General features: G+C 70.5%; 21 protein-coding genes. 10 read left to right on the top strand and 11 right to left on the bottom strand.

What is annotated here, in order from left to right; translation table 11 throughout:
• Positions 1–26 precede the first annotated feature (26 nt).
• The 4 genes from ACGFY9_RS16260 to ACGFY9_RS16245 are packed head-to-tail and all read right to left on the bottom strand — an operon-like array spanning position 27 to position 4,047.
• Positions 27–797 carry an SDR family NAD(P)-dependent oxidoreductase gene (locus ACGFY9_RS16260; RefSeq protein ID WP_393754614.1) on the bottom strand — a complete coding sequence of 257 codons (771 nt, stop codon included), beginning with the start codon at positions 795–797 and terminating at the stop codon, positions 27–29.
• Positions 794–2,113 (bottom strand): histidinol dehydrogenase, encoded by a 1,320-nt coding sequence (gene hisD, locus ACGFY9_RS16255; protein ID WP_393754612.1) that lies wholly within the window; start codon positions 2,111–2,113, stop codon positions 794–796. The genes ACGFY9_RS16260 and hisD overlap by 4 nt, the downstream gene beginning before the upstream one ends.
• Positions 2,114–2,131: 18 nt before the next feature.
• Positions 2,132–3,067 (bottom strand): VOC family protein, encoded by a 936-nt coding sequence (locus tag ACGFY9_RS16250; RefSeq protein ID WP_393754610.1) that lies wholly within the window; start codon positions 3,065–3,067, stop codon positions 2,132–2,134.
• Positions 3,064–4,047: a fumarylacetoacetate hydrolase family protein gene (locus ACGFY9_RS16245; RefSeq protein WP_393754609.1), complete on the bottom strand. Its 984-nt coding sequence runs from the start codon at positions 4,045–4,047 to the stop codon at positions 3,064–3,066. Before ACGFY9_RS16245 ends, ACGFY9_RS16250 begins: the two co-directional genes overlap by 4 nt.
• 264 nt (positions 4,048–4,311) lie before the next feature.
• Here ACGFY9_RS16245 and ACGFY9_RS16240 point away from each other — a divergent pair, with 264 nt between their 5' ends.
• The 8 genes from ACGFY9_RS16240 to ACGFY9_RS16205 all read left to right on the top strand — a co-directional run bounded on the left by ACGFY9_RS16240 (position 4,312) and on the right by ACGFY9_RS16205 (position 12,040).
• Complete coding sequence (locus ACGFY9_RS16240; protein WP_393754607.1) at positions 4,312–4,617, top strand: antibiotic biosynthesis monooxygenase family protein; 306 nt, start codon at positions 4,312–4,314, stop codon at positions 4,615–4,617.
• Positions 4,618–4,653: 36 nt separating this feature from the next.
• Positions 4,654–5,778 carry an FAD-dependent monooxygenase gene (locus tag ACGFY9_RS16235; RefSeq protein ID WP_393754605.1) on the top strand — a complete coding sequence of 375 codons (1,125 nt, stop codon included), beginning with the start codon at positions 4,654–4,656 and terminating at the stop codon, positions 5,776–5,778.
• Entirely contained in the window at positions 5,775–6,782 is a 1,008-nt protein-coding gene (locus ACGFY9_RS16230) for an amidohydrolase family protein (protein WP_393754603.1), read from the top strand. The genes ACGFY9_RS16235 and ACGFY9_RS16230 overlap by 4 nt, the downstream gene beginning before the upstream one ends.
• Positions 6,779–7,756, top strand: a complete 978-nt coding sequence (locus ACGFY9_RS16225) for a cyclase family protein (protein WP_393754601.1) — start codon at positions 6,779–6,781, stop codon at positions 7,754–7,756. Before ACGFY9_RS16230 ends, ACGFY9_RS16225 begins: the two co-directional genes overlap by 4 nt.
• An 8-nt stretch (positions 7,757–7,764) precedes the next feature.
• The gene (locus ACGFY9_RS16220; protein ID WP_393754599.1) at positions 7,765–9,135 is read left to right on the top strand and encodes an FAD-binding oxidoreductase; all 1,371 of its coding nucleotides are present in this window, start codon (positions 7,765–7,767) and stop codon (positions 9,133–9,135) included.
• Between the two features lie 3 nt (positions 9,136–9,138).
• Positions 9,139–10,095, top strand: coding sequence for a fumarylacetoacetate hydrolase family protein (locus ACGFY9_RS16215; RefSeq protein WP_393754597.1), 957 nt, complete (start codon positions 9,139–9,141; stop codon positions 10,093–10,095).
• A 156-nt stretch (positions 10,096–10,251) separates the two neighbouring features.
• Positions 10,252–11,232: a LysR family transcriptional regulator gene (locus ACGFY9_RS16210; protein WP_393754595.1), complete on the top strand. Its 981-nt coding sequence runs from the start codon at positions 10,252–10,254 to the stop codon at positions 11,230–11,232.
• Positions 11,233–11,269: 37 nt separating this feature from the next.
• Positions 11,270–12,040 (top strand): SDR family NAD(P)-dependent oxidoreductase, encoded by a 771-nt coding sequence (locus tag ACGFY9_RS16205; RefSeq protein ID WP_393754593.1) that lies wholly within the window; start codon positions 11,270–11,272, stop codon positions 12,038–12,040.
• A 49-nt stretch (positions 12,041–12,089) separates the two neighbouring features.
• Here ACGFY9_RS16205 and ACGFY9_RS16200 read toward each other — a convergent pair whose 3' ends face one another.
• Positions 12,090–13,889, bottom strand: a complete 1,800-nt coding sequence (locus ACGFY9_RS16200; RefSeq protein WP_393754591.1) for an FAD-dependent oxidoreductase — start codon at positions 13,887–13,889, stop codon at positions 12,090–12,092.
• A 55-nt stretch (positions 13,890–13,944) separates the two neighbouring features.
• A complete protein-coding gene (locus tag ACGFY9_RS16195) occupies positions 13,945–14,910 on the bottom strand; it encodes a zinc-binding dehydrogenase (RefSeq protein WP_393754589.1) in 966 nt (321 codons plus the stop codon).
• Between the two features lie 127 nt (positions 14,911–15,037).
• Between ACGFY9_RS16195 and ACGFY9_RS16190 the strand changes: the two genes are divergently transcribed.
• The gene (locus ACGFY9_RS16190) at positions 15,038–15,520 is read left to right on the top strand and encodes a MarR family winged helix-turn-helix transcriptional regulator (protein WP_393754587.1); all 483 of its coding nucleotides are present in this window, start codon (positions 15,038–15,040) and stop codon (positions 15,518–15,520) included.
• 10 nt (positions 15,521–15,530) lie between these two features.
• Here ACGFY9_RS16190 and ACGFY9_RS16185 read toward each other — a convergent pair whose 3' ends face one another.
• Complete coding sequence (locus ACGFY9_RS16185; RefSeq protein WP_393754585.1) at positions 15,531–16,490, bottom strand: NADP-dependent oxidoreductase; 960 nt, start codon at positions 16,488–16,490, stop codon at positions 15,531–15,533.
• 154 nt (positions 16,491–16,644) lie between these two features.
• On the opposite strand from ACGFY9_RS16185, the gene ACGFY9_RS16180 reads away from it, so the two are divergent.
• Positions 16,645–17,487: a helix-turn-helix transcriptional regulator gene (locus ACGFY9_RS16180; RefSeq protein ID WP_393755252.1), complete on the top strand. Its 843-nt coding sequence runs from the start codon at positions 16,645–16,647 to the stop codon at positions 17,485–17,487.
• 179 nt (positions 17,488–17,666) lie between these two features.
• On the opposite strand, the gene ACGFY9_RS16175 is transcribed toward ACGFY9_RS16180, so the two are convergent.
• From ACGFY9_RS16175 to ACGFY9_RS16160, 4 genes are all read right to left on the bottom strand, one after another.
• The gene (locus ACGFY9_RS16175; RefSeq protein WP_393754583.1) at positions 17,667–18,923 is read right to left on the bottom strand and encodes an RNA polymerase sigma factor; all 1,257 of its coding nucleotides are present in this window, start codon (positions 18,921–18,923) and stop codon (positions 17,667–17,669) included.
• Positions 18,920–19,258 carry a YciI family protein gene (locus tag ACGFY9_RS16170; protein WP_393754581.1) on the bottom strand — a complete coding sequence of 113 codons (339 nt, stop codon included), beginning with the start codon at positions 19,256–19,258 and terminating at the stop codon, positions 18,920–18,922. Before ACGFY9_RS16170 ends, ACGFY9_RS16175 begins: the two co-directional genes overlap by 4 nt.
• Complete coding sequence (locus ACGFY9_RS16165; protein ID WP_393754579.1) at positions 19,258–19,971, bottom strand: YciI family protein; 714 nt, start codon at positions 19,969–19,971, stop codon at positions 19,258–19,260. Before ACGFY9_RS16165 ends, ACGFY9_RS16170 begins: the two co-directional genes overlap by 1 nt.
• A 139-nt stretch (positions 19,972–20,110) precedes the next feature.
• Positions 20,111–21,643: an MFS transporter gene (locus ACGFY9_RS16160; RefSeq protein WP_393754577.1), complete on the bottom strand. Its 1,533-nt coding sequence runs from the start codon at positions 21,641–21,643 to the stop codon at positions 20,111–20,113.
• Between the last annotated feature and the right edge of the window lie 4 nt (positions 21,644–21,647).

Below are 21,647 nucleotides of genomic sequence, written 5' to 3'. Positions count from 1 at the left end.
CTCGCCGTTTTCCGCACCCCATTCAGCTACGACGGGGCGATCATCCCGGCCGAGAGGTCGATATCGGCCCCGCACAGGCCGGGCATCGCGAGCATCGCCACCAATGCCTGGGCGACCTCGTGTTCCTCGACGAGCCGGCCCAGGGCGGCCCGGGAGGCGAAGTCGCGTTCGGCCTCGGCGACCGTGCAGCCGGTCAGTTCGGCGGTGAGTCGGAAGTTGCGGTCCATGCGCGGGCCCCGAACCGGGCCCGGAGAAAGGGAGTTGACCGCGATCCCCCGCAGGCCGACCTCCCCGGCAAGCGTCCGGGTCAGGCCCAGCAGCGCCATCTTGGAGGCGGTGTACGGGGTCCGGTTGAGCAGCGGGCGTTTCCCGCTGACCGAGGCCACGTTGACGATGTCACCGCGTCCGGCCGCGAGCATCGGGGGCAGGAAAGCCCGGCACATCAGATAGACGCCCCGGACGTTGGCGGCGAACACCTCGTCCCACTCGTCCGGCTCGACGTCGACCAACGGCCTTACGGGACCGGCGACTCCGGCGTTGTTGACGAGCAACGACACGTCCTCGTCGGCGAGTTCAGCGGCGAGCGCGTCCACGGCCGACGGATCGGAGACGTCACACACTCCCGTACGGGCCTGCCCGCCGTCCTTCTCGACCTGTGCTGCCGCCTCCGCGAGTGCCGTCTCGTTGCGGCCGACCAGGATCACCCGGGCCCCGGCGTCCGCGAGAGCCAGCGCGAAGGCGCGCCCGAGCGGTCCCCCGCCACCGGTGATCAGTGCCGTACGGCCGTCCAGGGTCACGCGGTGTTCCAGGGCAGTTCGTCGCCCGCGGCCTTCGCGGCCCGTATGTCACCGGAGCGCGCGTGGCCCTCGAACAGCTCCACACGTGCCGCCCGCCCGCACAACCGGCCCAGCAGCGCCTGGGAGCCGGGGTCGGTGACCTCCTGATAGGTGACCGTCTTGAGGTACTTCCCCACCCACAGGCCGCCGGTATAGCGCGCCGCACCACGTGTCGGGAGCACATGGTTCGTGCCGATGACCTTGTCGCCGAACGACACACACGTGCCCTCACCCAGGAACAGGGCGCCGTACTGGGTCATCCGCTCCAGCGCCAGACGCGGCTCCGCGGTCAACACCTCGACGTGCTCGAAGGCGAACTCGTCGGCCAGCGCGTACAGCTCGTCGAGGCTGTCCACGACATGCACCTGGCCGTGGTCACGCCAGGCCGGCCCGGCGAAGTCCCGGGTCGGCATGCCCGGCAGCAGGCGCTCGACCTCGGCGATGGTCTGCTCGGCGACCTCACGGGAAGTGGTGATAAGGACGGCCGGTGAGTCCGGACCGTGCTCGGCCTGCGAGAGCAGGTCCACGGCGCACACGAACGGATCGGCCTGGTCGTCGGCGAGGACGAGGATCTCGGTCGGCCCGGCGAACAGGTCGATGCCGACCTCGCCGAACAACTGCCGCTTGGCCTCGGCCACATAGGCGTTGCCGGGCCCGGCGATCAGGTTGACGGGCCGCATCGTGTCGGTGCCGACGGACATGGCGGCCACCGCCTGCACCCCGCCGAGCAGCCAGATCTCGTCCGCGCCCGCGAGATGCATCGCGGCGACGGTGGCGGCCGGGATCTCCCCGTGGATGGGCGGCGTACACGCCACGACCCGGGGCACGCCCGCGACCTTGGCGGTGACGATGGTCATGTGGGCGGAGGCGGTGAGCGGGTAACGCCCGCCGGGGATGTACGCGCCCGCTGCCTGCACCGGGATGTGCTTCTGCCCGAGCTTCACTCCCGGCAGGGTCTCCACCTCGAACTCCCGCAGGGAGTCGAGCTGGTGGCGGGCGAAAGTGCGCACCTGGTCCTGGACGAAGCGGATGTCGTCGATGACCTGCTGCGGCACCGACGCGACGATCTTCTCGACCTCCTCGTCCGTCAGCCGGAAGGAGTCGGGGCTCCACTTGTCGAACTTCTCGGAGTAGGCGCGCACGGCCTCGTCGCCGCGTTCACGGATGTCCGCGATGACGCCGGTCACGGTCTCGCGTACCTGGTCGAGGGAGGCGGTCACCTCCGCCTTGGGCACGGCGTGCTTCAGGATCGTTGCCACAACTGCGGCCTCTCTCATGCGGGTTGGGTGTTCTGCTCAGACCGGCGGGGCTTCGAAGAGCACGTCGGGGTCGTTGAACTGCTCCTTGGCGACCGACTCGCTCATCGGGTCGGCGGTGCCCCACTGGTCCTGGGTGATCGGATCGTCGACGTCGTGTCGGCCCGGGTGCCACAAGTCCTCTTCGAGGACGGCGAGTTCGGTCGTGTACTCGACGGTGTTGCCGTGCGGGTCGTGGAAGTACGAGAAGGTGTTGTCGCCCGCGAGATGCCGTCCGGGCCCCCAGGTCAGCCGGGTCCCGGAACGCAGCGCCCGCCCGGTTCCCCGCATGTACTCCTCGACCCCGCGCATCTCGAACGACGCGTGGTGCAGGGAGACATGGGGGCCGCGGGCGATCGCGAAGGAGTGGTGCAGCGGGCTGCACCGCAGGAAATACATGAGGTCGCCCATGTGCGTCGAGTACAGGGTGTCGGTGAGCCGGAAGCCGAGGTGGCAGATGTAGAAGTCCCGAAGCCCTTCCGGGTCCTGGGAGTTGACCACGCAGTGCGAGAGCCGGACCGGGATCGCCTCACGCTCCTCGATCTTCCGGTGGGTGCGGGTGGCGACATCCGCGGAGACCTCCACGACCCGCCCGTCCGGGTCGAAGAACCGGAAACCGTACCCACCACCTGGGGTATCCAACACACCGGGCTCACCGAGGAGTTGAATCCCCGCCCGCCCCAGCCGCCCGTGCAACTCGTCCACGGTGGCCGATGACGCGGCCCCGAACGCGACGAGGTCCATCCGCTTCCGCTCGTCCTCTCGGATGCGCACGATGTACTGCTCGGGGCTGCCCTCGGCGGCGAAGAAGGCGACACCGCTGTCGTTCGCGACTTCGGTCAGGCCCCAGGTGGTGCCGTAGAAGGCGCGCTGGCGGGCGAAGTCCGGTACGGCCAGATCGACATGACGCAGATGGGTGATCGGCTGAAAGCTCATGCGTGGCTCCTGACGGTGTTGCGCTGATGGCCCAGTCCGGTGATCTCCGACTCGACGACGTCGCCGGGCTGCAGGAAGACACCCCAGTGCGCGCCGTTGCCCGCCGGGGAACCGGTGAGCAGCAGATCACCGGGACGCAGGGTGGTGGTCGCGGAGACGTACGCGATGAGCTTGGGGATGTCGAAGATCATGTCCTTGGTGGACTCGTCCTGGCGGACAACTCCGTTGTGACGCAGGGTGATCCGCAGGTCGCCCGGGTCTCCGACGAAGGCCGCCGGCACCAGGAAGGGCCCGGTCGGCAGGAAGGTGTCGGCGTTCTTCGCGGTGAACCAGTCGGTGCCTATCGCCTTCAAATCGGGCCGGTAGAGGCGATCCCGAGTCGTGAGGTCGTTGCTGATGGTGTATCCGGCGACGTACTCCATCGCGTCCTCGGCGGCGATGTTCTTACCCAACTTGCCGATGACCAAGGCGAGTTCGAGCTCCCAGTCATGCTGCTCACCCAGCGCGGGCAGCACGATGTCGTCGTAGGGACCGCAGAGGGCGCGCGGCGAGCCGAGGAAGACATACGGCACTCCGTTGCGCGCGCGCTCGTCCATCATCAACTCGGCGTCGGCGCGGGCCTCTTCGGGGGTGGCGCCGTGCACGCTCTCCTTCTCGGCGGCGACCAGATCGACCACGTGCTTGCGGTAGTTGGCACCGCTCTGCAGGATCTGCCCGGGCTCGATCGGGGTCAGGACACGCAGCGCGGCCAGCTCAAGCCAGGTCCCCTCACTGGACCGAGCGAGCTCGTCGAGCCGGGGCAGCCAGGTGTCCCACTCCTCGACGACCGCACGGATCGACGGCACGAGATCGGAGAGGTCGCGCACGCGGTCCCCGGTGACCAGTCCAGGGAAGCCCTCCTCACCGGAAGCACCGGAAGCGCCCGAAGCGAACGTGCCGAGCGCGAACGGTCCGGCGTGGGTGGGCAATTGATCGGGCACGGCGCTCTCCTCGTACGGGTGGGGGCTCGCCGTCGACGCTAGGCAGCCTCGGGGCGCGGCGGAAATGGCGATCCGCGATGCCTGCCATCACCGAACCGCCGGACACCGAACCGCCGCCCCGTCCAGCGGCTCGCCGGACGGCTGAACCGCTGGTCCATCGCCGTGCGGGATGCATGACGTCCCCCTTGCCGATGCCTCGATCCGTTGACCCCCGCGTCGGGCGCCACGCAGGCTCGGAGCACCCCACCACCCGAGGAGCGCACCGTGATCGTCGAGCATGCCGAGCTGACCGTCGAGGCCGGTCGTGAGCAGGAGTTCGAGGAGGTCTTCGGCAAGGCCCGCGAGGTGCTGGCCGAGGCCGACGGCTTCCGCTGGGCCGAGCTGCTGCGCGGTGCGGAGCGCCCGACGACCTTCCTTCTGCTGGTCGGCTGGGAGTCGGTCGAGGCCCACACGGTCGGTTTCCGGGAGTCCGAAGCCTTCGGGCGCTGGCGGGCCCTGGTCGGGCCGTTCTTCGCCGAGCCGCCGGCCGTCGAGCACTTCCACGAACTCGGCGCCCGCTTCTCGGGATGACCCCCACTCTTCTGTCTACGTTCGCAAGGATCGCCCATGCCCGTACAAAAGGTGCTCGTCGTCGGTGGCGGCATCACCGGAAGCGTGCTGTGTCTCGCGCTCGCCCAGCGGGGCGCCGAGGTGGAGCTCGCCGAGATCTCTCCGCAGTGGTTCGGTGTGGGCCATGGCATCACCCTTCAGGGCAACGCGCTCAAGGCGCTGCGTTCCGTCGGTGTCCTGGACCGGGTGCTGGCCCGGGCGGTGCCGTTCGACATCATGCGGCTGCGCCGGGCCGACGGCGGGCTGCTCACCGAGTTGGACACCCCGCACACCGGCGGGCCCGAACTGCCGTCCACAGCGGGGGCGTTGCGCTCGGATCTGCAGGACGCGCTGTGCGACGCGGTGCGCTCGCACGGGGTGCGGGTCCGCCTCGGGCTGAGCGTGGAGCGGCTCGACCAGTCGCCGGACCATGTGGACGTGGCCTTCACGGACGGTTCGGCCGGCCGCTACGACCTCGTCGTGGGCGCCGACGGCATCAACTCCCAGATGCGCGAACTGATCGGCATCGACGCCAAACCCCGCCCGGTCGGCATGTCGATCTTCCGGGTCGTCGCGGAGCGCCCGGCCGAGATGGACTGCGCCGAGGTGTACTACGGCGGCCCCCGTTTCAAGGCCGGCTACAGCCCGATCTCCCCCGACCACTGCTACGCCTACCTCCTCGACGAGAACCTCGACACCACTCTGATCGGCCCCCGCGCGCCCCTCGCCCTGCTGCGTGAACGCGGCGCCGGATACGGCGGCACCTGGGGCAGGATCCTCGCCTCGCTGCCCGACGACACGGCGGTCGACTACCGCTGGATCGAGGCGATCCTCGTCGACGAGCCCTGGCATCGAGGCCGCGCGATGGTCATCGGCGACGCCGCGCACGCCTGTCCGCCGCTGATCGCACAGGGCGCCGCGATGTGCATGGAAGACGCCGTGCTGCTCGCCGAGTTGGTGACGGGAGACGCGCCGGCGGAGAAGGCTCTGGACCAGTTCATGGCACGGCGGCTGCCCCGGGTGCGGATGGTCCTGGAGAACTCCCTCCAGCTCGCCGACTGGGAGATCCACCCGGACACGCCCGGCGCCGACCCGGCCCGGATCATGTCGGAGACCCTGGACACCCTGACGGCGGCGGCGTGAACAGCTCGCCCGTGGTCGACTTCCACGGCCACCTCGCCGTCCCCGCCGCCGACGCCCTGGTCGCGGGCACCCCGGGTCTCACCGCCGAACTCGCGGCCGAGCAGCGCGCCCACTCCCCCGCGTCCCTGGCCGCCAACCGTGCCCAACTCCAGCGCCTGGCCCCTAAGTTGACGGACGTCACCACCCGCCTCGCGGACCTCGACGCGATGGGCGTCGACATCCAGGTGGTCGGCCCGATGCCAATGCACCACTACTGGGCGGACCCGGACCTCGCGATCCACCTCGCCCGTACCGTCAACGCGGTCGTCGCCGCGCACTGCGCCACCGCACCCGACCGGCTGTACGGCCTGGGCACCGTCCCGCTCCAACACCCGGACCTGGCGGTCGCATTGCTGGACCAGGCGGTCAACGACCATGGCCTGTACGGCATCAGCGTCTCCACGACGGTCGACGGCCGCGAACTCGCCGACCCCGCGCACGACGTGGTGTGGCAGCGGGCCGAGGAGCTGGGCGTGGTCGTCTTCGTGCACCCCTGGGGCTGCTCCCTCGGCGGGCGCCTGGCCACCAACTACCTCGGAAACACGGTCGGTCAGCCGGTCGAGACGACGGTCGCGCTCTCGCGTCTCATCTTCACCGGTGTCCTGGACCGCTTCCCGCGCCTGAAGCTGGTGGCAGCGCACGGCGGCGGCTATCTGCCCACCTACATCGGCCGCTCCGACCACGCCTGGCAGGTACGGGAGGACGCGCGCGGCTGCGCCGAACCACCGAGCGCCTATCTGCGGCGGATGTGGTTCGACGCGCTGGTGTACACCCCGGGCGCGCTGCGTCACCTCGTCGAGGCGGTGGGGGCGGACCGGGTCGTCCTCGGTACCGACCACCCCTTCGACATGGGCGTCGACGACCCGGTGGCCCGCCTGGACGCGGCCGGACTCACCCCCGCGGACCGGGCCGCCGTCGCCGGGGGCAACGCCCTCGACCTGCTGCTGAAAGGACGTACGCGATGACCGCCGGTGCCCTCGGTCCGATCGAGGAAGAACTCGCCAAGGCCCGTTCCGCCTACCGCAATTGGGGCCGCTGGGGTGAGGACGACGTGCTCGGCACGCTGAACTTCATCGACGACGCGATCCGCGCCCACGCGGTAGGGCTGGTGCGGCGCGGGCGGTCCTTCTCGCTCGCCCAGGAGTTCAACGAGTCGGGCCCGCAGCGCGGTTTCCGCGGCCGTATCAACCCGGTCCACTACATGCGGGACACCGGCTCCGACGCGGCGGCCGGCACCCAGGGCTTCCCGCACGGCTTCGGCGGCGCCGACGACCACGTCCTGATGCCCTTGCAGGCCTCCACGCAGTGGGACGGCCTGGGCCACATCTACGACAACAAGCAGGCGTGGAACGGCCGTCCGTGCACCATCGTCAACGGCGACGGCGACTCGGTCACCGGCATCGAGCACATGAAGGAGGCCTTCACCAGCCGCGGAGTCCTCCTCGACGTGGGCCGCGCCGTCGGCGACGAGCACGGTGAACTCCCGGACGGGTTCCCCATCTTGGAGGAGCATCTGCGGGCCACGATCGAGGCGCAGGGCGCGACCAGTTCCGTACGCCGCGGCGATCTCGTCCTGATCCGCACGGGCCAACTCGGCCGCGTACGGCGGCTCGGCGCGTGGGGCGGTTACGCCGCCGGTGACGCGCCCGGCCTCTCCTTCACCACCCTCGGCTGGCTGCACCGTACGGAGATCGCGGCAATCGCTTCCGACACCTGGGGACTTGAGGTACGGCCGTACGAGTTCCCCCAGCCCGCGATGTCCCCGCTGCACCAGATCGCGATCCCCAACATGGGCCTCCCGCTGGGCGAGATGTGGGACCTGGAGGCACTGGCCGAGGACTGCGCGGCCGACGGCGTCCACGAGTTCCTGCTGGTCGCCGCACCCCTGCCGGTGACCGGTGCGGTGGGCGCCCCCGTCAACCCGATCGCGATCAAGTGAGTCCCCGAGTGAACCTCAACCGCTTCTTCGGCACCCTCCACCTCCCCGACGACGAGGACTTCGAGACGGCGTGCTTCGGGCGGGTCTTCAACGCCCGCCGCCCAAGCGACCGTTCACCGGCCGCCGTCCTGATGGCCGAGTCCGAGCAAGACGTCGTCGAAGGCGTACGGCTCGCCCTCGAACGCGGCTGGCAGGTCGCCGTCCGTTCCGGCGGGCACAGTTGGGCCGGCTGGTCAGTGCGTCAGGACGCGCTGCTGATCGACCTCGGGGGCTTCCGCGAGATGGCGTACGACCCGAGGACCGGGATCGTGACGGCCACGCCCAGCGTCAAGGGCGGCGACGAACTCAACCCGTACCTCGGCGAGTTCGGGCGCTTCTTCAACGGCGGCCACTGCCCCTCCGTCGGCATCGGCGGCTTTCTGCTCCAGGGCGGGCAGGGCTGGAACGCGCGGGGCTGGGGCTGGGCGGCGGAGAACATCGTGGCGATCGATGTCGTCACCGCCGAGGGCGAGTTGGTGCGCGCCGACGAGAGTCATCACAACGACCTGTTCTGGGCGGCACGGGGCGCGGGCCCCGGCTTCTTCGGCATCGTCACCCGCTTCCATCTGCGTACGCGGCCCCTCCCGAAGTACCTGGGGCACACCGTGCACGCGTTTCCGCTCGACCTGTTCGACGAGGTCATGACCTGGCTGCACGGCATGCACCACACGGTCTCGGACCTGGTCGAGATCGTCGCGCTCACCCAGACACCGCCCGACCTGGACGAACCGGTGCTGCTGGTCACGGGCGTGTCGATGACCGACACCGCGGACGAAGCCGCCGAGGCGCTGGCGCCACTGCACGCCAACCCGTACGCGGACCGGGCGTTGTTCCGTGTGGAGGCCCAACAGACCACGCTGGCCGAGCAGTTGGCGGGTCAGCGCATGGCCAACCCCGAGGGCCACCGTTACCTGGTCGACAACGCCTGGCTGACCGGCCCCGCCGACGAGGTCGTCCCGGCGATCCGCAAGGCGTTCACCGAACAGCCCACCCGGCAGACCTTCACCATCTGGTTCTCCATGGCCCCGCTGCGCCAACTTCCCGACATGGCCTTCTCGTTGCAGTCGGAGATCTACTGCGCCACCTATGTCATCCACGACGACCCGGCGCAGGACGCGGAGTTGCGTGCCTGGCTGGACGGGGCGATGGCGGACATGGAGCCGGTGACGGCCGGCCAGTACCTCGGCGACTCCGACTTCACCGTGCGGCAGTTGAGGTTCATGGGCGACGAACAGTGGCGCCGGCTGCGGGACATCCGGGCCGCCTACGACCCCAAGGGTCTCTTCGCCGGCTACCTCAGCACGGGCACCGTCACCAACACCAACCACTGGGAGCAGTGAGCGATGCGTTTCGCGACATACGAGTACGAGGGCGTGGAGCGCGCCGGGGTCCTGCGCGACGGGACCATCCATCCGCTGCCCGAGGGGATCACCGTACTGACCCTGCTGGAGCAGGACGTGCTGCACGCGGCCGGTACCGAAGCACTGCGTGCGCCAAGCGACTTGACGGTGGATCAGGTGCGGCTGCTGCCTCCCCTCAAGCCGCCGTCCATCCGGGACTTCGTCGGTTTCGAGGCGCACATCGAGGGTGTTTCAAAGTCCCTGGACGGGCTGGAGCACGTGCCCGAGGAGTGGTACCGGGCGCCCAACTTCTACTTCACCAACCCCCATGCGGCGTACGGCGCCCACGACAACGTGCCGGTCCCGGCGGGCTGTTCGGTGCTCGACTTCGAGTTGGAGGTCGGTGTCGTCATCGGCCGCAGCGGGCGTGATCTCACGCCGGAGCGTGCGCGCGAGCACATCGTCGGCTATCTCGTCTTCAACGACTGGTCGGCGCGCGATCTGCAGAAGCCCGAGAAGAACCTCGGGCTCGGTTTCTCCAAGGGCAAGGACTTCGCGAACACGCTTGGCCCTTGCCTGGTCACCGCCGACGAGGTCGAGGACCGGCGCGACCCGGACGGCTTCCTGGACCTGGAGATGACGGTCACGCTCAACGGCGAGCTGATCGGCCGCGACACCCTCGCCAACGTCTCCTGGACCTTCGAGGAGATGATCGCCTACGCCTCCCGGGACGCCTGGGTGCGCCCCGGGGACATCCTCGGCTCCGGCACCTGCGGCTGGGGCGCGCTGGCGGAGTTCTGGGGCCGGCTCGGCGAGCGCACCCCGCCGCCGCTCCAGCCCGGCGACGAGGTGACACTCACCGTGGAGCGCCTCGGCACCCTCTCCAACCGTGTCGTGCCCGGCCGTACGGACGTATACCTGCCGCGCGCCCGCAAGCGCGGCCGGACCCCCCGGCCGTAGAAGCGCCAGAGAACCCTCCGACCTGCACACATCCAGGGATCCGATGGGAGCTATCGGATCCCTGTGACTTCTCCCCCAGCCCCTTCCTCGGCGGGTACCCGGTCGTTACGCTCCGGTTTCACCGAGCTTCAACGACGCGGCCGGAAGGACACACGCATGGGTCTGGGAGCAATCGACCTGAATCTTCTGGTGGCTCTGGAAGCCCTCCTGGAGGAGAAGAACGTCACCCACGCGGGGGTGCGGCTGTCCACCAGCCAGTCCGCGATGAGCGGCTCCCTGGCCCGGTTGCGGCGGCACTTCAACGACGAGCTGCTGGTGCGGGTGGGCCGCGAGTACGAGCTGACCCCGCTCGCGGAGCGGCTGCTTCCGGTCGTCCGGTCCTCTCTGCACAAGGCGGAGGAGGCGCTGTCGCTGACCAGGCACTTCGACCCGTCGCGCAGTCGGCAGCGGTTCTCGGTCGTGATGTCCGACTACGTGATGACGGTGTTCATGGAACCGCTGCTGCGGGCCCTCGCGCAGGAGGCCCCGGGCATCCGGATCGACTTCCACCCGATCGTCATCGGGCAGCTGGAGACGGAGACCCATCTGCGCTGCCACGACCTGATGATCGTGCCGCTCGGTTATCAGCTGCCGGGCGTCAGCGAGACCGTGATGCACGACCGGTTCGTGTGCATCGTCGACCCGGACAACCCTCGGCTGGTGGACGGGCGGCTCTCGCTGCGCGACCTCGCGGAGATGCCCCACGCGGCCTGCGTCATCGGCAAACTCACGCCCGCCGACCGGCAGTTGGAGACCCTGGGCATCACGCCCCAGGTGCAGGTCAGCACGCCCGGCTTCAACGTGCTGCCGTTCCTGGTGGGCGGCACCGACCTGGTCGCCGTGGTCCCCGAGCGGCTCGCCCGGCGCTACGAGGGCTTCGCGCGCTGTGCCGTCGTACCGACGCCCTTCCCGGACGTACCGCTGGTGGAGGCCATGTACTGGCACCACAACCGGCACGCGGACCCGGCGCACCGCTGGTTGCGGGAGACGGTCCGCGAGGTGGCCGCGGCGCTGGACGACCCGGTGGTGCGCGAGATCGCCGGCGCGGATGCCACCCATGCCGATCGTGCGTTTCCGGAGCTGACCCCGGCTTCCTAGCGTGGACGGGAGACAGCCCGCACCCCCTGGAGGAACCGTGAGCCGCACGCGTCTGGCCGGCCGTACCGTCGTCGTCACCGGGGCCGCGCAGGGCCAGGGAGCCGCCGAGGTCGCGGCCGCGGCCCGGGAGGGCGCGACGGTGATCGCGACCGACGTCCTGGACGAGGCGGGCGAGAAGCTCGCCGCGTCACTCCGGGGCGACGGCCTGGACGTGACCTATCGGCACCTGGACGTGTCGTCCGAGGACGACTGGGCAGACCTCGCGGCTTCCGTCACGGAAGTCCACGGCCTGGTCAACAACGCGGGCATTGCCATGCGCGCCCGCCTCGGTTCGGTCCAACTCGCCGACTGGAACCGGGCGTTCGCGGTCAACACCACGGGGGCACTGCTCGGCATCCAGGCCCTCACCCCGCTGATGCCGGCCGGTTCGTCCATCGTGAACGTCGGCTCGGTCGCGGGCCTCACCGCGCATCACGCGGTGGCGTACACCGCGAGCAAGTGGGCGCTGCGCGGCCTGTCGAAGGTGGCCGCGCTGGAGCTGGCCCCGCGCGGCATCCGTACGAACGTGATCCACCCCGGCTACATCGAGACCCCGTTGATGGCGTCCGCGAACCCGGTGTTCGTCCAGGCTCACCTGTCCCTGACCCCACAGGGCCGGGCGGGCACGGCCGACGAGGTGGCGCCGCTGGTCGTCTATCTGCTGTCGGACGAGGCGTCGTACGTCAACGGCGCGGAGATCACCGTCGACGGCGGGTACGCGGCGCACGGCGGGGTGAAGGCGATCACGAACGCCCTCGACGCGACGTGACGGCCGGCGTCCTGGGCGACACCGGCCGTCGTGGGCGAGGAGTGCGGCCCTACTGATCGGTGCGGTCGGTGCGGAAGTTCGCGGTCAGCCGGTTGATGCTCTTCACCGCGAGTTCGGCGAAGTTCGAGCGGGCGACGATGGCGGTGGTCTCGCCATGCCGTCGAACGCTGCGCAGGTCGCGCTGTACCTGGCGCGAGAGCTGGTGGAGTTCGCGTTGGGCGGTGGCGAGCCGCTGCTCGGCGGCGGTTCGGGCCTGTCGGTGCTCCCGTCGAGTACGGGGAGTGCCGGTGCTGTCGGCAGAGGTCTCTGTGGGCATGTCGGTGCTCGCTTCCGTGGTGGTGGGTCGCGTCACCGCGACGGGGCGGACGCCGACGGTGTCCAAATAGGCTTCTACGGCCGGGAGTTCGGCGGTGCCGAGCACGGCGGCGACGTATCCGTCCGGGCGGACGAGCACCCACTGCTCGGCGGACAGGCCGTAGGCGTTCTGGACACGGTCGCCGCTGTCGACGATGTCGCCCCGGGCGCCGATGGTGTGGATGTGCAGGCCGGCGCGCGCTGCCGGGACCGAGGTGCCGTCGACGTCGTGGCCGAGCAAGGTCCAGTGGGGTCCCTGGAAGAGGCTGAACAGGCGGGTGGGGAGGCCGCCCGCGCCGGTGACGGGCGAGTCGGGCGCGCGGTCTCCGGCCAATACGCCCTTGTCGCGCTCGGGGGTGTGCAGCGACAGGGGCGAGTCGAGGTAGCCGAGGTCGAGCTGGCTGACCTCTCGGCCCCGGTGGATGTCACGGTTCTTGGCCGCTTCGAGCAGCTTCTCGGAGAGGCCGAGGACGGCTTGGGCGATGGGCCGGCGTTCCTGCTCGTACGTCTCCAGCAGGGAATCCGGGGCGCCGTCGAGCACGGCGGCGAGCTTCCAGCCGAGGTTGTAGGCGTCCTGGACACTGGTGTTGAGGCCCTGTCCGCCGGTCGGCGGGTGGCAGTGCGCCGCGTCTCCGGTCAGGAACACGCGCCCCTGTCGGTACGAGTCGGCCAGCCGGGCGTTCATCTGGAACGCGGACGCCCAGGACACGGAGCGGATCACTACGTCGTCGCGGCCGGTGCGTTCGCGGAAGAAGACGGTGAGCCCCTCGGCCGAGAGGTCCAGGTCGACGTCGAAGGGTACGGGGGCCTGGAGCTGGAACATGTCGGTGCCGTAGAGCGGGCACATCGAGACCTGCCCTGCGGTGTCCTCGCCCCACCGGTGCCAGGCGTCCGGCGAGACGCCGTCGACGTACACGTCGGCCACGATCGCCCGTACGCCGAGGGTCTTGCCGGGGAAGCCGATCCCGAGCGTCTTGCGGACGAAGCTCGATCCGCCGTCGGCACCGATCAAGTACCTGGCCCGCACGGCCTGTTCGCCGTCCGGGGTGGCGATGCGCGCGGTCACACCGTCGCCGTCCTGGTCGAAGCCGACGAGTTCGTGGCCGTAGTGCGGGGCGTGTCCGAGTTCGGCGAGGCGTTCGCGCAGCCGGCGCTCGGTGAGGAACTGCGGGACGAGCAAGGGTATTTGGTACGGCTCCTCGGGCGTCGGCTCCGACATCTCCACGCCGACCTGGTCGATGGGCCCGTCGGCGGTGTAGACGCGCTGGACGGGATACTCACCGCCGGAGGCGACGATCCGGTCGATCACGCCGAGGTCCTCGAAGACCTCCTGGCTGCGGGGCTGGATCCCCTTGCCGCGGGAGCCGACGAACGGGTGCGGCGCCTTGTCGATCAGCAGGAAGGCGATGTTCCTGCGGGCGAGGTCGAGGGCGAGGGTCAGACCGGCCGCGCCGGTGCCGCAGATGATGACATCGGTGTCTGTGGTGGGGGACATGGCTCCAGGCTCCTTGGGTGATTCCGGTACGAACTGCATGACGGTCGGGGCGAGTTCAGGGCACCAGGACGGTGCGTACGCCCGGGACCTCGGGCGCGTTCCAGGCGCTCTCGACGTCGGTGAGGGGTACCGCCTTGGCGGTGACCGCGATGCCGCCGCTCTCGATCTCCTCGACGAGGGACGGGAGTTCCTCCAGGTACGTCCTGGTCGACACCGCGCCCTGGCCGTTGCCCTGGAGCCGGAAGTTCGCCGAACGCAGTGCCACCGACGGGAGTTCGATGGTCGGGCCCGCCATGGCGCCGATCTGGATCCAGTTCAGGGCACGGCTCCGGTCGGCGCGGGCCCGCAGCAGCGCCATGATCGCGTCGCCGGCCGGCTTGCCCCACAAGTAGTCGATGACCAGGTCGACTTCGGCCGCCTCCTTGGCCAGCGCCGTCGCGGTGGCGTCGGCGTCGTCGGTGAGCGCGACGGTCGCGTCCGCGCCGAGCCCGGCCAGCGTCGCCAGCCGGGCCTGGTCACGTCCGGCTCCGACGACCCGCCCGGCGCCGAGCCGCTTGGCGACCTGGACGGCCATCTGTCCGGCGTTGCCGGTGGCGCCGAGGATCAGCACCGACTGCCCGGCCTCGATGGGGACGCGGCGGCGCAGCGCCACCCAGGACGACATGGCGGGGTTCATCGCGGCGGCGATCTTCACGACGTCGGCGCCGTCGGGCAGCGGGATGCTGTGCCGGCTGTCGATGACGGTCCGGGTGGCCATGGGGCCGACGAGCTCGTCGTCGGCGACGAAGTACACCAGGCGGCCGTCCGCCCGCCGGCCGACCCCGTCGACTCCGGGGACCATCGGCAGCTTGCCGGTGCTGGTGTAGTGGTTGCCCGACGCGCCGGTGCGGACGCGGGGGTGCAGGCCGACGGCGAGGACGTCGACGATTTCCTGGTCCTCGTCGGTCGGCGCGGGCAGGTCGAAGGGCTCGTAGCGGGGCGGGGTGCCGTACGACTGGACGACGGCGGCGCGGATGTCCATGAAGGTCTCCTCGGATCGGATTCAGGGCACAGGGCACGAGGGATTTAGTGGGCGCCACGTAGGTTTTAGTACGTGACACCAATCAAATTAGTAGGTGCCACGTACCTTTGCAAGTAGAATCCGGGACATGACCTCAGCGCACGACACCCCGCCCCCGCCGACCGAGGACCTCGGCCTGGTCGACGCCCTCGCCCAGCTGTCGTTCCTCGTGCAGAACGCGCTGGCCGAGCTCGCCGGGGAGCACGACCTGTCGATCACCCAGACGCGGCTGCTCGGGATACTGCGGGACCGCGAACCGACGATGAACGAACTCGGCCGTCACCTCGGCCTCGACAAGTCCTCGATCACCGGTCTCGTCGACCGCGCCCAGCGCCGGGGCCTGGTCACCCGCACGCCCAGCACCGTCGACCGCCGCTCGTTCCAGGTGTCGATCACCGACACCGGCCGACAGCTCGTGGAGCAGGTCGCCGCCCGGTTCGCCGAGCGGATCGAGAGGTGTGTCGAGCCGCTTCCCGCAACCGACCGGAAGCGGCTGTCGCGGATGGCGACGCGGATCGTGACCGCCGACGCCCACGACCGCGGCATCGACCTGCGCACCGATCCCCGCTGACCGGACTCCGTCAGACGGAGCTGCGCGGCACCGTCACCACGTGCTTGCCCACGACGCCGCCGCGCTCGAACGCCTGGTGCGCCGCGGCGATGTCCGCGAGCGGGTACACACTGTCGATCACCGGACGCAGCGCGCCCGAGGTGACCCGGTCGGCCACGTCGCGCAGCACGGGGGTCTCGGGGTTGGCGCTGAAGGTGCGGATGCGGCGGGAGCCGTGCACGCTCGACGCGGCGATCGCGGCGATGGCGGACGGGGACAGTCCGACGGTGACCATCCGGCCGCCCTTGGCCAACCGGCCCCGGTAGCAGTGCAGTTCGGTGCCGACGGTGTCGACGATGACGTCGAACGGCCCGATCTGGTCCGAAGTGGTGGAGCCGTAGTCCAGGACCTCGTCGGCGCCGAGGCCGGTGATGATCTTGGCGTGGCGGTCGCGGGCCAGCGCGGTCACATGGCCGCCCATCGCGTGCGCCAACTGCACGGCTGCCGTGCCGACTCCGCCGGCCGCGCCCCGGACCAGGACCTTCTCGCCGCTCACCAGGCGCACACTGTCGCGCAGCGCGATCAGTGCCGTGGAACCCGCGACGACCAGGGAGGCCGCCTCGACCGACGAGAGGTCCGCCGGGGCGTGTGAGACGCGCTCCGCGGAGACCACGACGTACTCGGCCGCCCCGGCGACGGAGTGCCGCTGCCGGGGGTGCACCATGCCCCAAACCCGGTCCCCGACCCGGTAGCCCTCGACACCGGCGCCGGTCGCGGCGACGACGCCGGCGAAGTCCAGCCCCACACCGATCGGGAACCGGCGCCCCGACACCATCTTCAACTCCCCCGACCTGACGATCACATCGTGCCCGTTCACGCTGGACGCCTCGACCGACACCAGCACCTCACCCGAGCCGGGAGCGGGACGGTCCACCTCGTTGACCCGCAGAACGTCCGCAGTACCGAAACTCGTGATCTGAACGGCCTTCATGTCGCTGTTCCTTCCGTGACCTGCTGTGTGGTTGATCCGATGGTGGCCCCCGCACGCGACATCGCGGTCGTTCTCCTTTTCCTGGGTCCGGCAGACCCACCCTCGCGGGCCGCGCCGACGGCATACTGGCGCGGTGAACGACTCCTCCCACGCCATGAGCGACGATCCCCGACGCGAACTCGCGGAGTTCCTGCGCACCCGCCGAACTCGGCTGCGGCCGGAGGACGTTGGCCTGGAACCCGGCCCGCGACGGCGCGTCGCGGGACTGCGGCGCGAGGAACTGGCCCTGCTGGCGGGGGTGAGTTCGGACTACTACCAGCGCATGGAGCAGGGCCGCGACGTACGCCCCTCCGAACAGGTCCTGGACGCTCTGGCGCGCGCCCTCAACTTCTCCGCCGAGGAGACCCGCCACCTGCACAGCCTCGCCACCGCCGCACGTACGCCGGTCCAACTGCCGCGTTCGTACGAGCCGGAGGAGGTACCCGACACCACGCTGCGACTGCTGAACACCATGACCTCGCCCGCCCTGGTCGTCGGCCGTTTCCTGGACGTGCTGGCCTGGAACCCGCTCGGTGGCGCCCTGCTGGGCGACTTCACCCGCCAACCCCAGAAGGAACGGAACATGCTGGCCCTGTTCCTGCACCCCCAGGCCGACCGGACCTGCCCGAACAGGGCGGCCACCGTCGCGGAGCTGATCGGGATGTTGCGGACACAGGTCGCCGCCGATCCGGGGAACCCCCGCGCCGTCGAGCTGATCGGTGAACTCGCCGTCCGCAGCGACGAGTTCGCGGCTCTGTGGGCCCTCCACGACGTGGAGGAACCGACCCGCGGCCAGATGCGCCTCGACCATCCCCGGGTCGGCGAACTCAACCTGGACTGGGACGCCTACCCGATACCGGGCAACCCCGGCCCCGCGCTCATGGTCTGCACCGCGGCGGAAGGCAGCCTCGACGCCGAGCGACTCCACCTCCTCGCGAGCCTGCTCGACGTCCGCTGAGGACGACCCCCGGTCAGCCGCCCAGCCGGAGCCCCGCGAGCCAGACCTCAGGGGTGCCGGGTTCCGGCTCCTCCGCGGCCAGCCGGGCCAGGACCTGCCGTGCGCGGTGCAGGAGTGCGAGGGCGGTCATCGGAACCTCCGGTGTCATGGGCTGCTTTCACCCCACCGACGAACACCCCCTACGCGGATCGACACTCCGCGAGCCGCTTCTCCAGAAACCTTCGCTCCGCCGCGTTCTCCACCAGCTCCAACGCCCGTTCGTACGCGACCGCCGCCTCCGCCGTACGACCGCTGCGGCGCAGCAGATCGGCGCGGGTCGCGGGCAGCAGGTGATAGTCGGCGAGTTCACCCGACCTCTCCAACTCGTCCACCAACTCCAGTCCCACATCCGGGCGTTGGGCCATGCCCACGGCCACCGCCCGATTCAGGCGCACCACCGCGGAGGGCACGAAGCGCTCCAACTCGCCGTACAAGCCCGCGATATCGGCCCAGTCGGTGTCCTCGGCCGTGGGTGCGGTGGTGTGGCAGGCGGCGATCGCGGCCTGGATCTGGTACGGCCCGGGGCGGCCCCGGCGCAGTGCGGTCTCCAACAGGGCGGCGCCCTCGTCGACTTCGGCGCGGTCCCATGCCGTACGGTCCTGGTCCTCCAACGTCACCAACTCCCCCGACGCGTCCACGCGCGTGCCGCGCCGGGCGTCGTGCAGCAGCAACAGGGCCAGCAGGCCGAGGACTTCGGGCTCGTCCGGCATCAGGCGGGACAGCACGCGGGCCAGGCGGATCGCTTCCGCGCAGAGGTTCGTTCGCACCAACTCGGCGCCGGACGTGGCCGCGTACCCCTCGTTGAAGAGGAGATAGACCACCCCCAGCACGCCCGTCGTCCGCTCGGGCAGCAGATGCGCGGGCGGCACCCGGTAGGGGATACCGGCGTTGCGGATCTTCTTCTTGGCCCGCACGAGCCGTTGCGCCATGGTCGCCTCGGGGACGAGGAAGGCGCGGGCGATCTCGGGGGTGGTCAGGCCCGCGAGCGTGCGCAGGGTCAGGGCGACCCGGGCCTCGATGGGCAGCGCGGGGTGGCAGCAGGTGAAGACCAGCCGCAGCCGGTCGTCCTCGACGCCGCTGTCGTCGCCGTCGTACTCCGGGTCGTACGGTCCCTCGTCCCGCCCCAGCACCGCGACCTCCCGCAGTTTCGCCGCCCCGACCGCCTCCCGGCGCAGGACGTCGAGGGCGCGGTTGCGGGCGGTGGTGGTCAGCCAGGCACCGGGGCGGCGCGGGATTCCGTCGCGCCGCCACCGGTCGAGTGCCTGGGTGAAGGCGTCCTGCGCGCACTCCTCCGCGAGGTCCCAGTCGCCGGTCACCCGGATCAGGGTGGCGACGACCTGGCCCCATTCCTCGCGGAAGGCGGCGGCGACCGCCTCCTCGACGTCCGGCACGTTCACTCCCAGACCGGCCGCACCTCGACCGAGCCGCCGTCGGACGCGGCCGGATGCTTGGCGGCCAGGGCGATCGCCTCGTCGAGATCCGCGACGTCGATGAAGGCGATGCCGGCGAGGTATTCCTTCGTCTCCGCGAACGGCCCGTCGCTGAGCAGCACTTCGTCGCCCCGGACACGCACGGTGGTGGCGTCCGTGGAGGGCCGCAGCCGTGCACCTCCGGTGACCCGGCCCGCCCGCACCTCCTCGAAGTAGGCGGCGAAACGCGGGTCGTCGGCATGCTCCGACGGGCTCCGCTCCTCCTCCCCGGCCGGGGAGGAGAACAACAGGGCGTACCTCATCACGCCTCCCTCAGGGACACGGCATGCTCGTGAGTGATCAGCCGCCGCAGGCCGATGTCGCGGTAGCCGGTGGTCACGCGCAGCGTTTCGTCGAGCGGGGTGCCGTCGGTGCGGGTGCCGGTCAGCCGCACGACGGAGTGGGCGAAGCCGATGCTCTCGTCCACCTGGATGCGCAAGTCCCGCACCTCGCGGGTCACCGGCCCGGTGACCGACGCGAACAGGTCCTGCAGTGCCTTGCGGTGGGCGTCGAGGCCCTGCCGCTCGTGACCCTCGGCGAGGTGGAAGACCTCGGCACGGGGTGCATAGCAGGCCAGCGCGCGATCGACGTCCCGTTCCCGGGCCGCCTCGGTCAGTTCGGCGTCGAGCGCGCGGATCTCCGCCTCGGCGTCCTCGTCGTCCCAGAACCTGCGGACCTCCATGGCGCCGATGGTGGCCACAGGGTGCTTGGCGGCGGCCTCGACGGCCTCCTCCAGGGTGTCGCACTCCAGGATGTCGAATCCGGCGACGTACTCCTTGGTCTCCGCGAACGGCCCGTCGGTGCGCAGCACCTCCCCGCCGCGCACCCGCACGGTGACGGCGTCGGCGGGCTGCACAAGCCGGTGCCCGTGCAGCCGTACGTTCCGGTCGCCCAGGTCCTCCACCCAGGGTTCCACAGGTGCCATCCCGGAGCCGTCGGCGGTGTCGTCGCCGCACACGAGCAGCATGTATTTCATGGGTCCTCCCGGTCCTCGATGAGCTTCCTACACCCCACCGACGAACGCGACCGAGCCGGATCGACACCCCGCCGAGAAAAAATGGAGAGGCCGGGGCACAAGCCCCGGCCTCTCCCCTACGACCCGTACGACTTACCTGTTACGCGGTGGCCGCCTGCACCGACGGCTCCCCCGCCCCCACAGCCGCGCGCTCGGTGTTCTTCCGCACCAGCAGCAGCGTGACCACCGCGCCCAGCAGTGAGGCGCAGCCGCAGATCACCACGCCGATGGCCATGCCGTGGCCGAGCGCGGTCTGCGCGGCGGCCTTGGCCTGGGCGCTGCCCGCGTTGACGACGGCGAGCGGCCCGGCCGCCTTCTCCATGCCGGCGTCGGCCCCGCTGAGCTTGCCGACGAGGGCGGAGGACGCGAGGCTCATCGCGATGGTGGAGATCACGGCCGGGCCGAGGCCCTGGCCGAACTCCCGGACCAGGCTGGTCGCGCCGCTGGCCATGCCGGTCATGTTGATCGGTACGGCGTTCACGGCGGCGGAGGTCAGCGAGGAGACCACGCAGATGAAGCCGATGCCGAGCAGCAGCACCGGGCCGATGAAGGCGGCCAGGGAGGTGGTGGTGATGGGCAGTGCGGCGATCCAGAACTGTCCGGCGGCCATGGGCAGCAGCCCGCCCATCAGGAGCCAGCGGGCGTCGATCCGGGTGAGCATGCGGCTGAGCACCGGCGCGAGCAGCAGCGGGATCAACTGCAGGATCACGAACGGCATTCCGGCCCGCAGCGCGCTGAGGTGCATCACCGCGCCGAGGCGGATCGAGACGCAGTAGGCGGTGCCGATGAAGCCGAACATGCCGGCCAGGGCGACGACGGCCGCCGCCGCGAACGAGGGGATCTTCAGCAGGTCGAGGTTGAACATCGGCGAGGCCGCGCGGGTCTCCGCGACGACGAACCCGGTGAGCGCGACGGCCGCCAGGGCCAGCGAGCCGACGATCGCCGCGCTCCCCCAGCCGCGGTCGCCGCCCTCGATGATGCCCCAGAGCAGGGCGGTGAGGCCGACGGCGATGGTGATCTGCCCGGGCCAGTCCAGCGCGCGGCCCTCGGGCGCCTTCGAGTCGGTGACGAGCTTCCACGAGGTGACCGCGACGACGAGACCGAGGACGACCGGCGGCACGAACGCCCAGCGGAAGTCGGCGACCGTGGCGAGGATCCCGGAGGACAGCGGACCGAGCGCGGAGGCGAGGGAGATCGACAATGCCCAGGTGGAGACGGCTTTCGCCCGGTCCTTGCCGTCGGGTGTGGCCGCCGCGATGACCGCGAGGGAGCTGGGGAACAGCGCGGCGGCGCCGATGCCGGCCAGTGCCTGCCCGGTCCACATCATGGTGATGTTCTGCGAGGTGGAGTTGAGGAGTTCACCGAGTGCCAGGACGAGCCCGCCGAGCACCAACAGCCGCTTGCGTCCGAAGAGATCGCCGACCACACCGAAATTCAGTTCCAGAATCGCGGTGGGAAGAATGAACGCGGAGGTGACCCAGGCGACCTGGGAACCCGATGCGCCGAATGCGGCCTGAATTTCTCCGTTGATGGGCGAGGGAACGGTAATGCACAACTGTGCCGCCGCTACCGCGAGACAGCACGCTATGAGTGTTCCGGGGTCCAGTCTTTTCAAGGAGGTCGAATCCGTCATCGTG

This window comes from Streptomyces sp. NPDC048504, from assembly GCF_043200035.1.
In the GTDB taxonomy this organism is placed as follows: Bacteria; Actinomycetota; Actinomycetes; order Streptomycetales; family Streptomycetaceae; genus Streptomyces.
The sequence above is the reverse complement of the archived record's forward strand: the minus strand, read 5'-3'. Positions and strand labels throughout refer to the sequence as shown.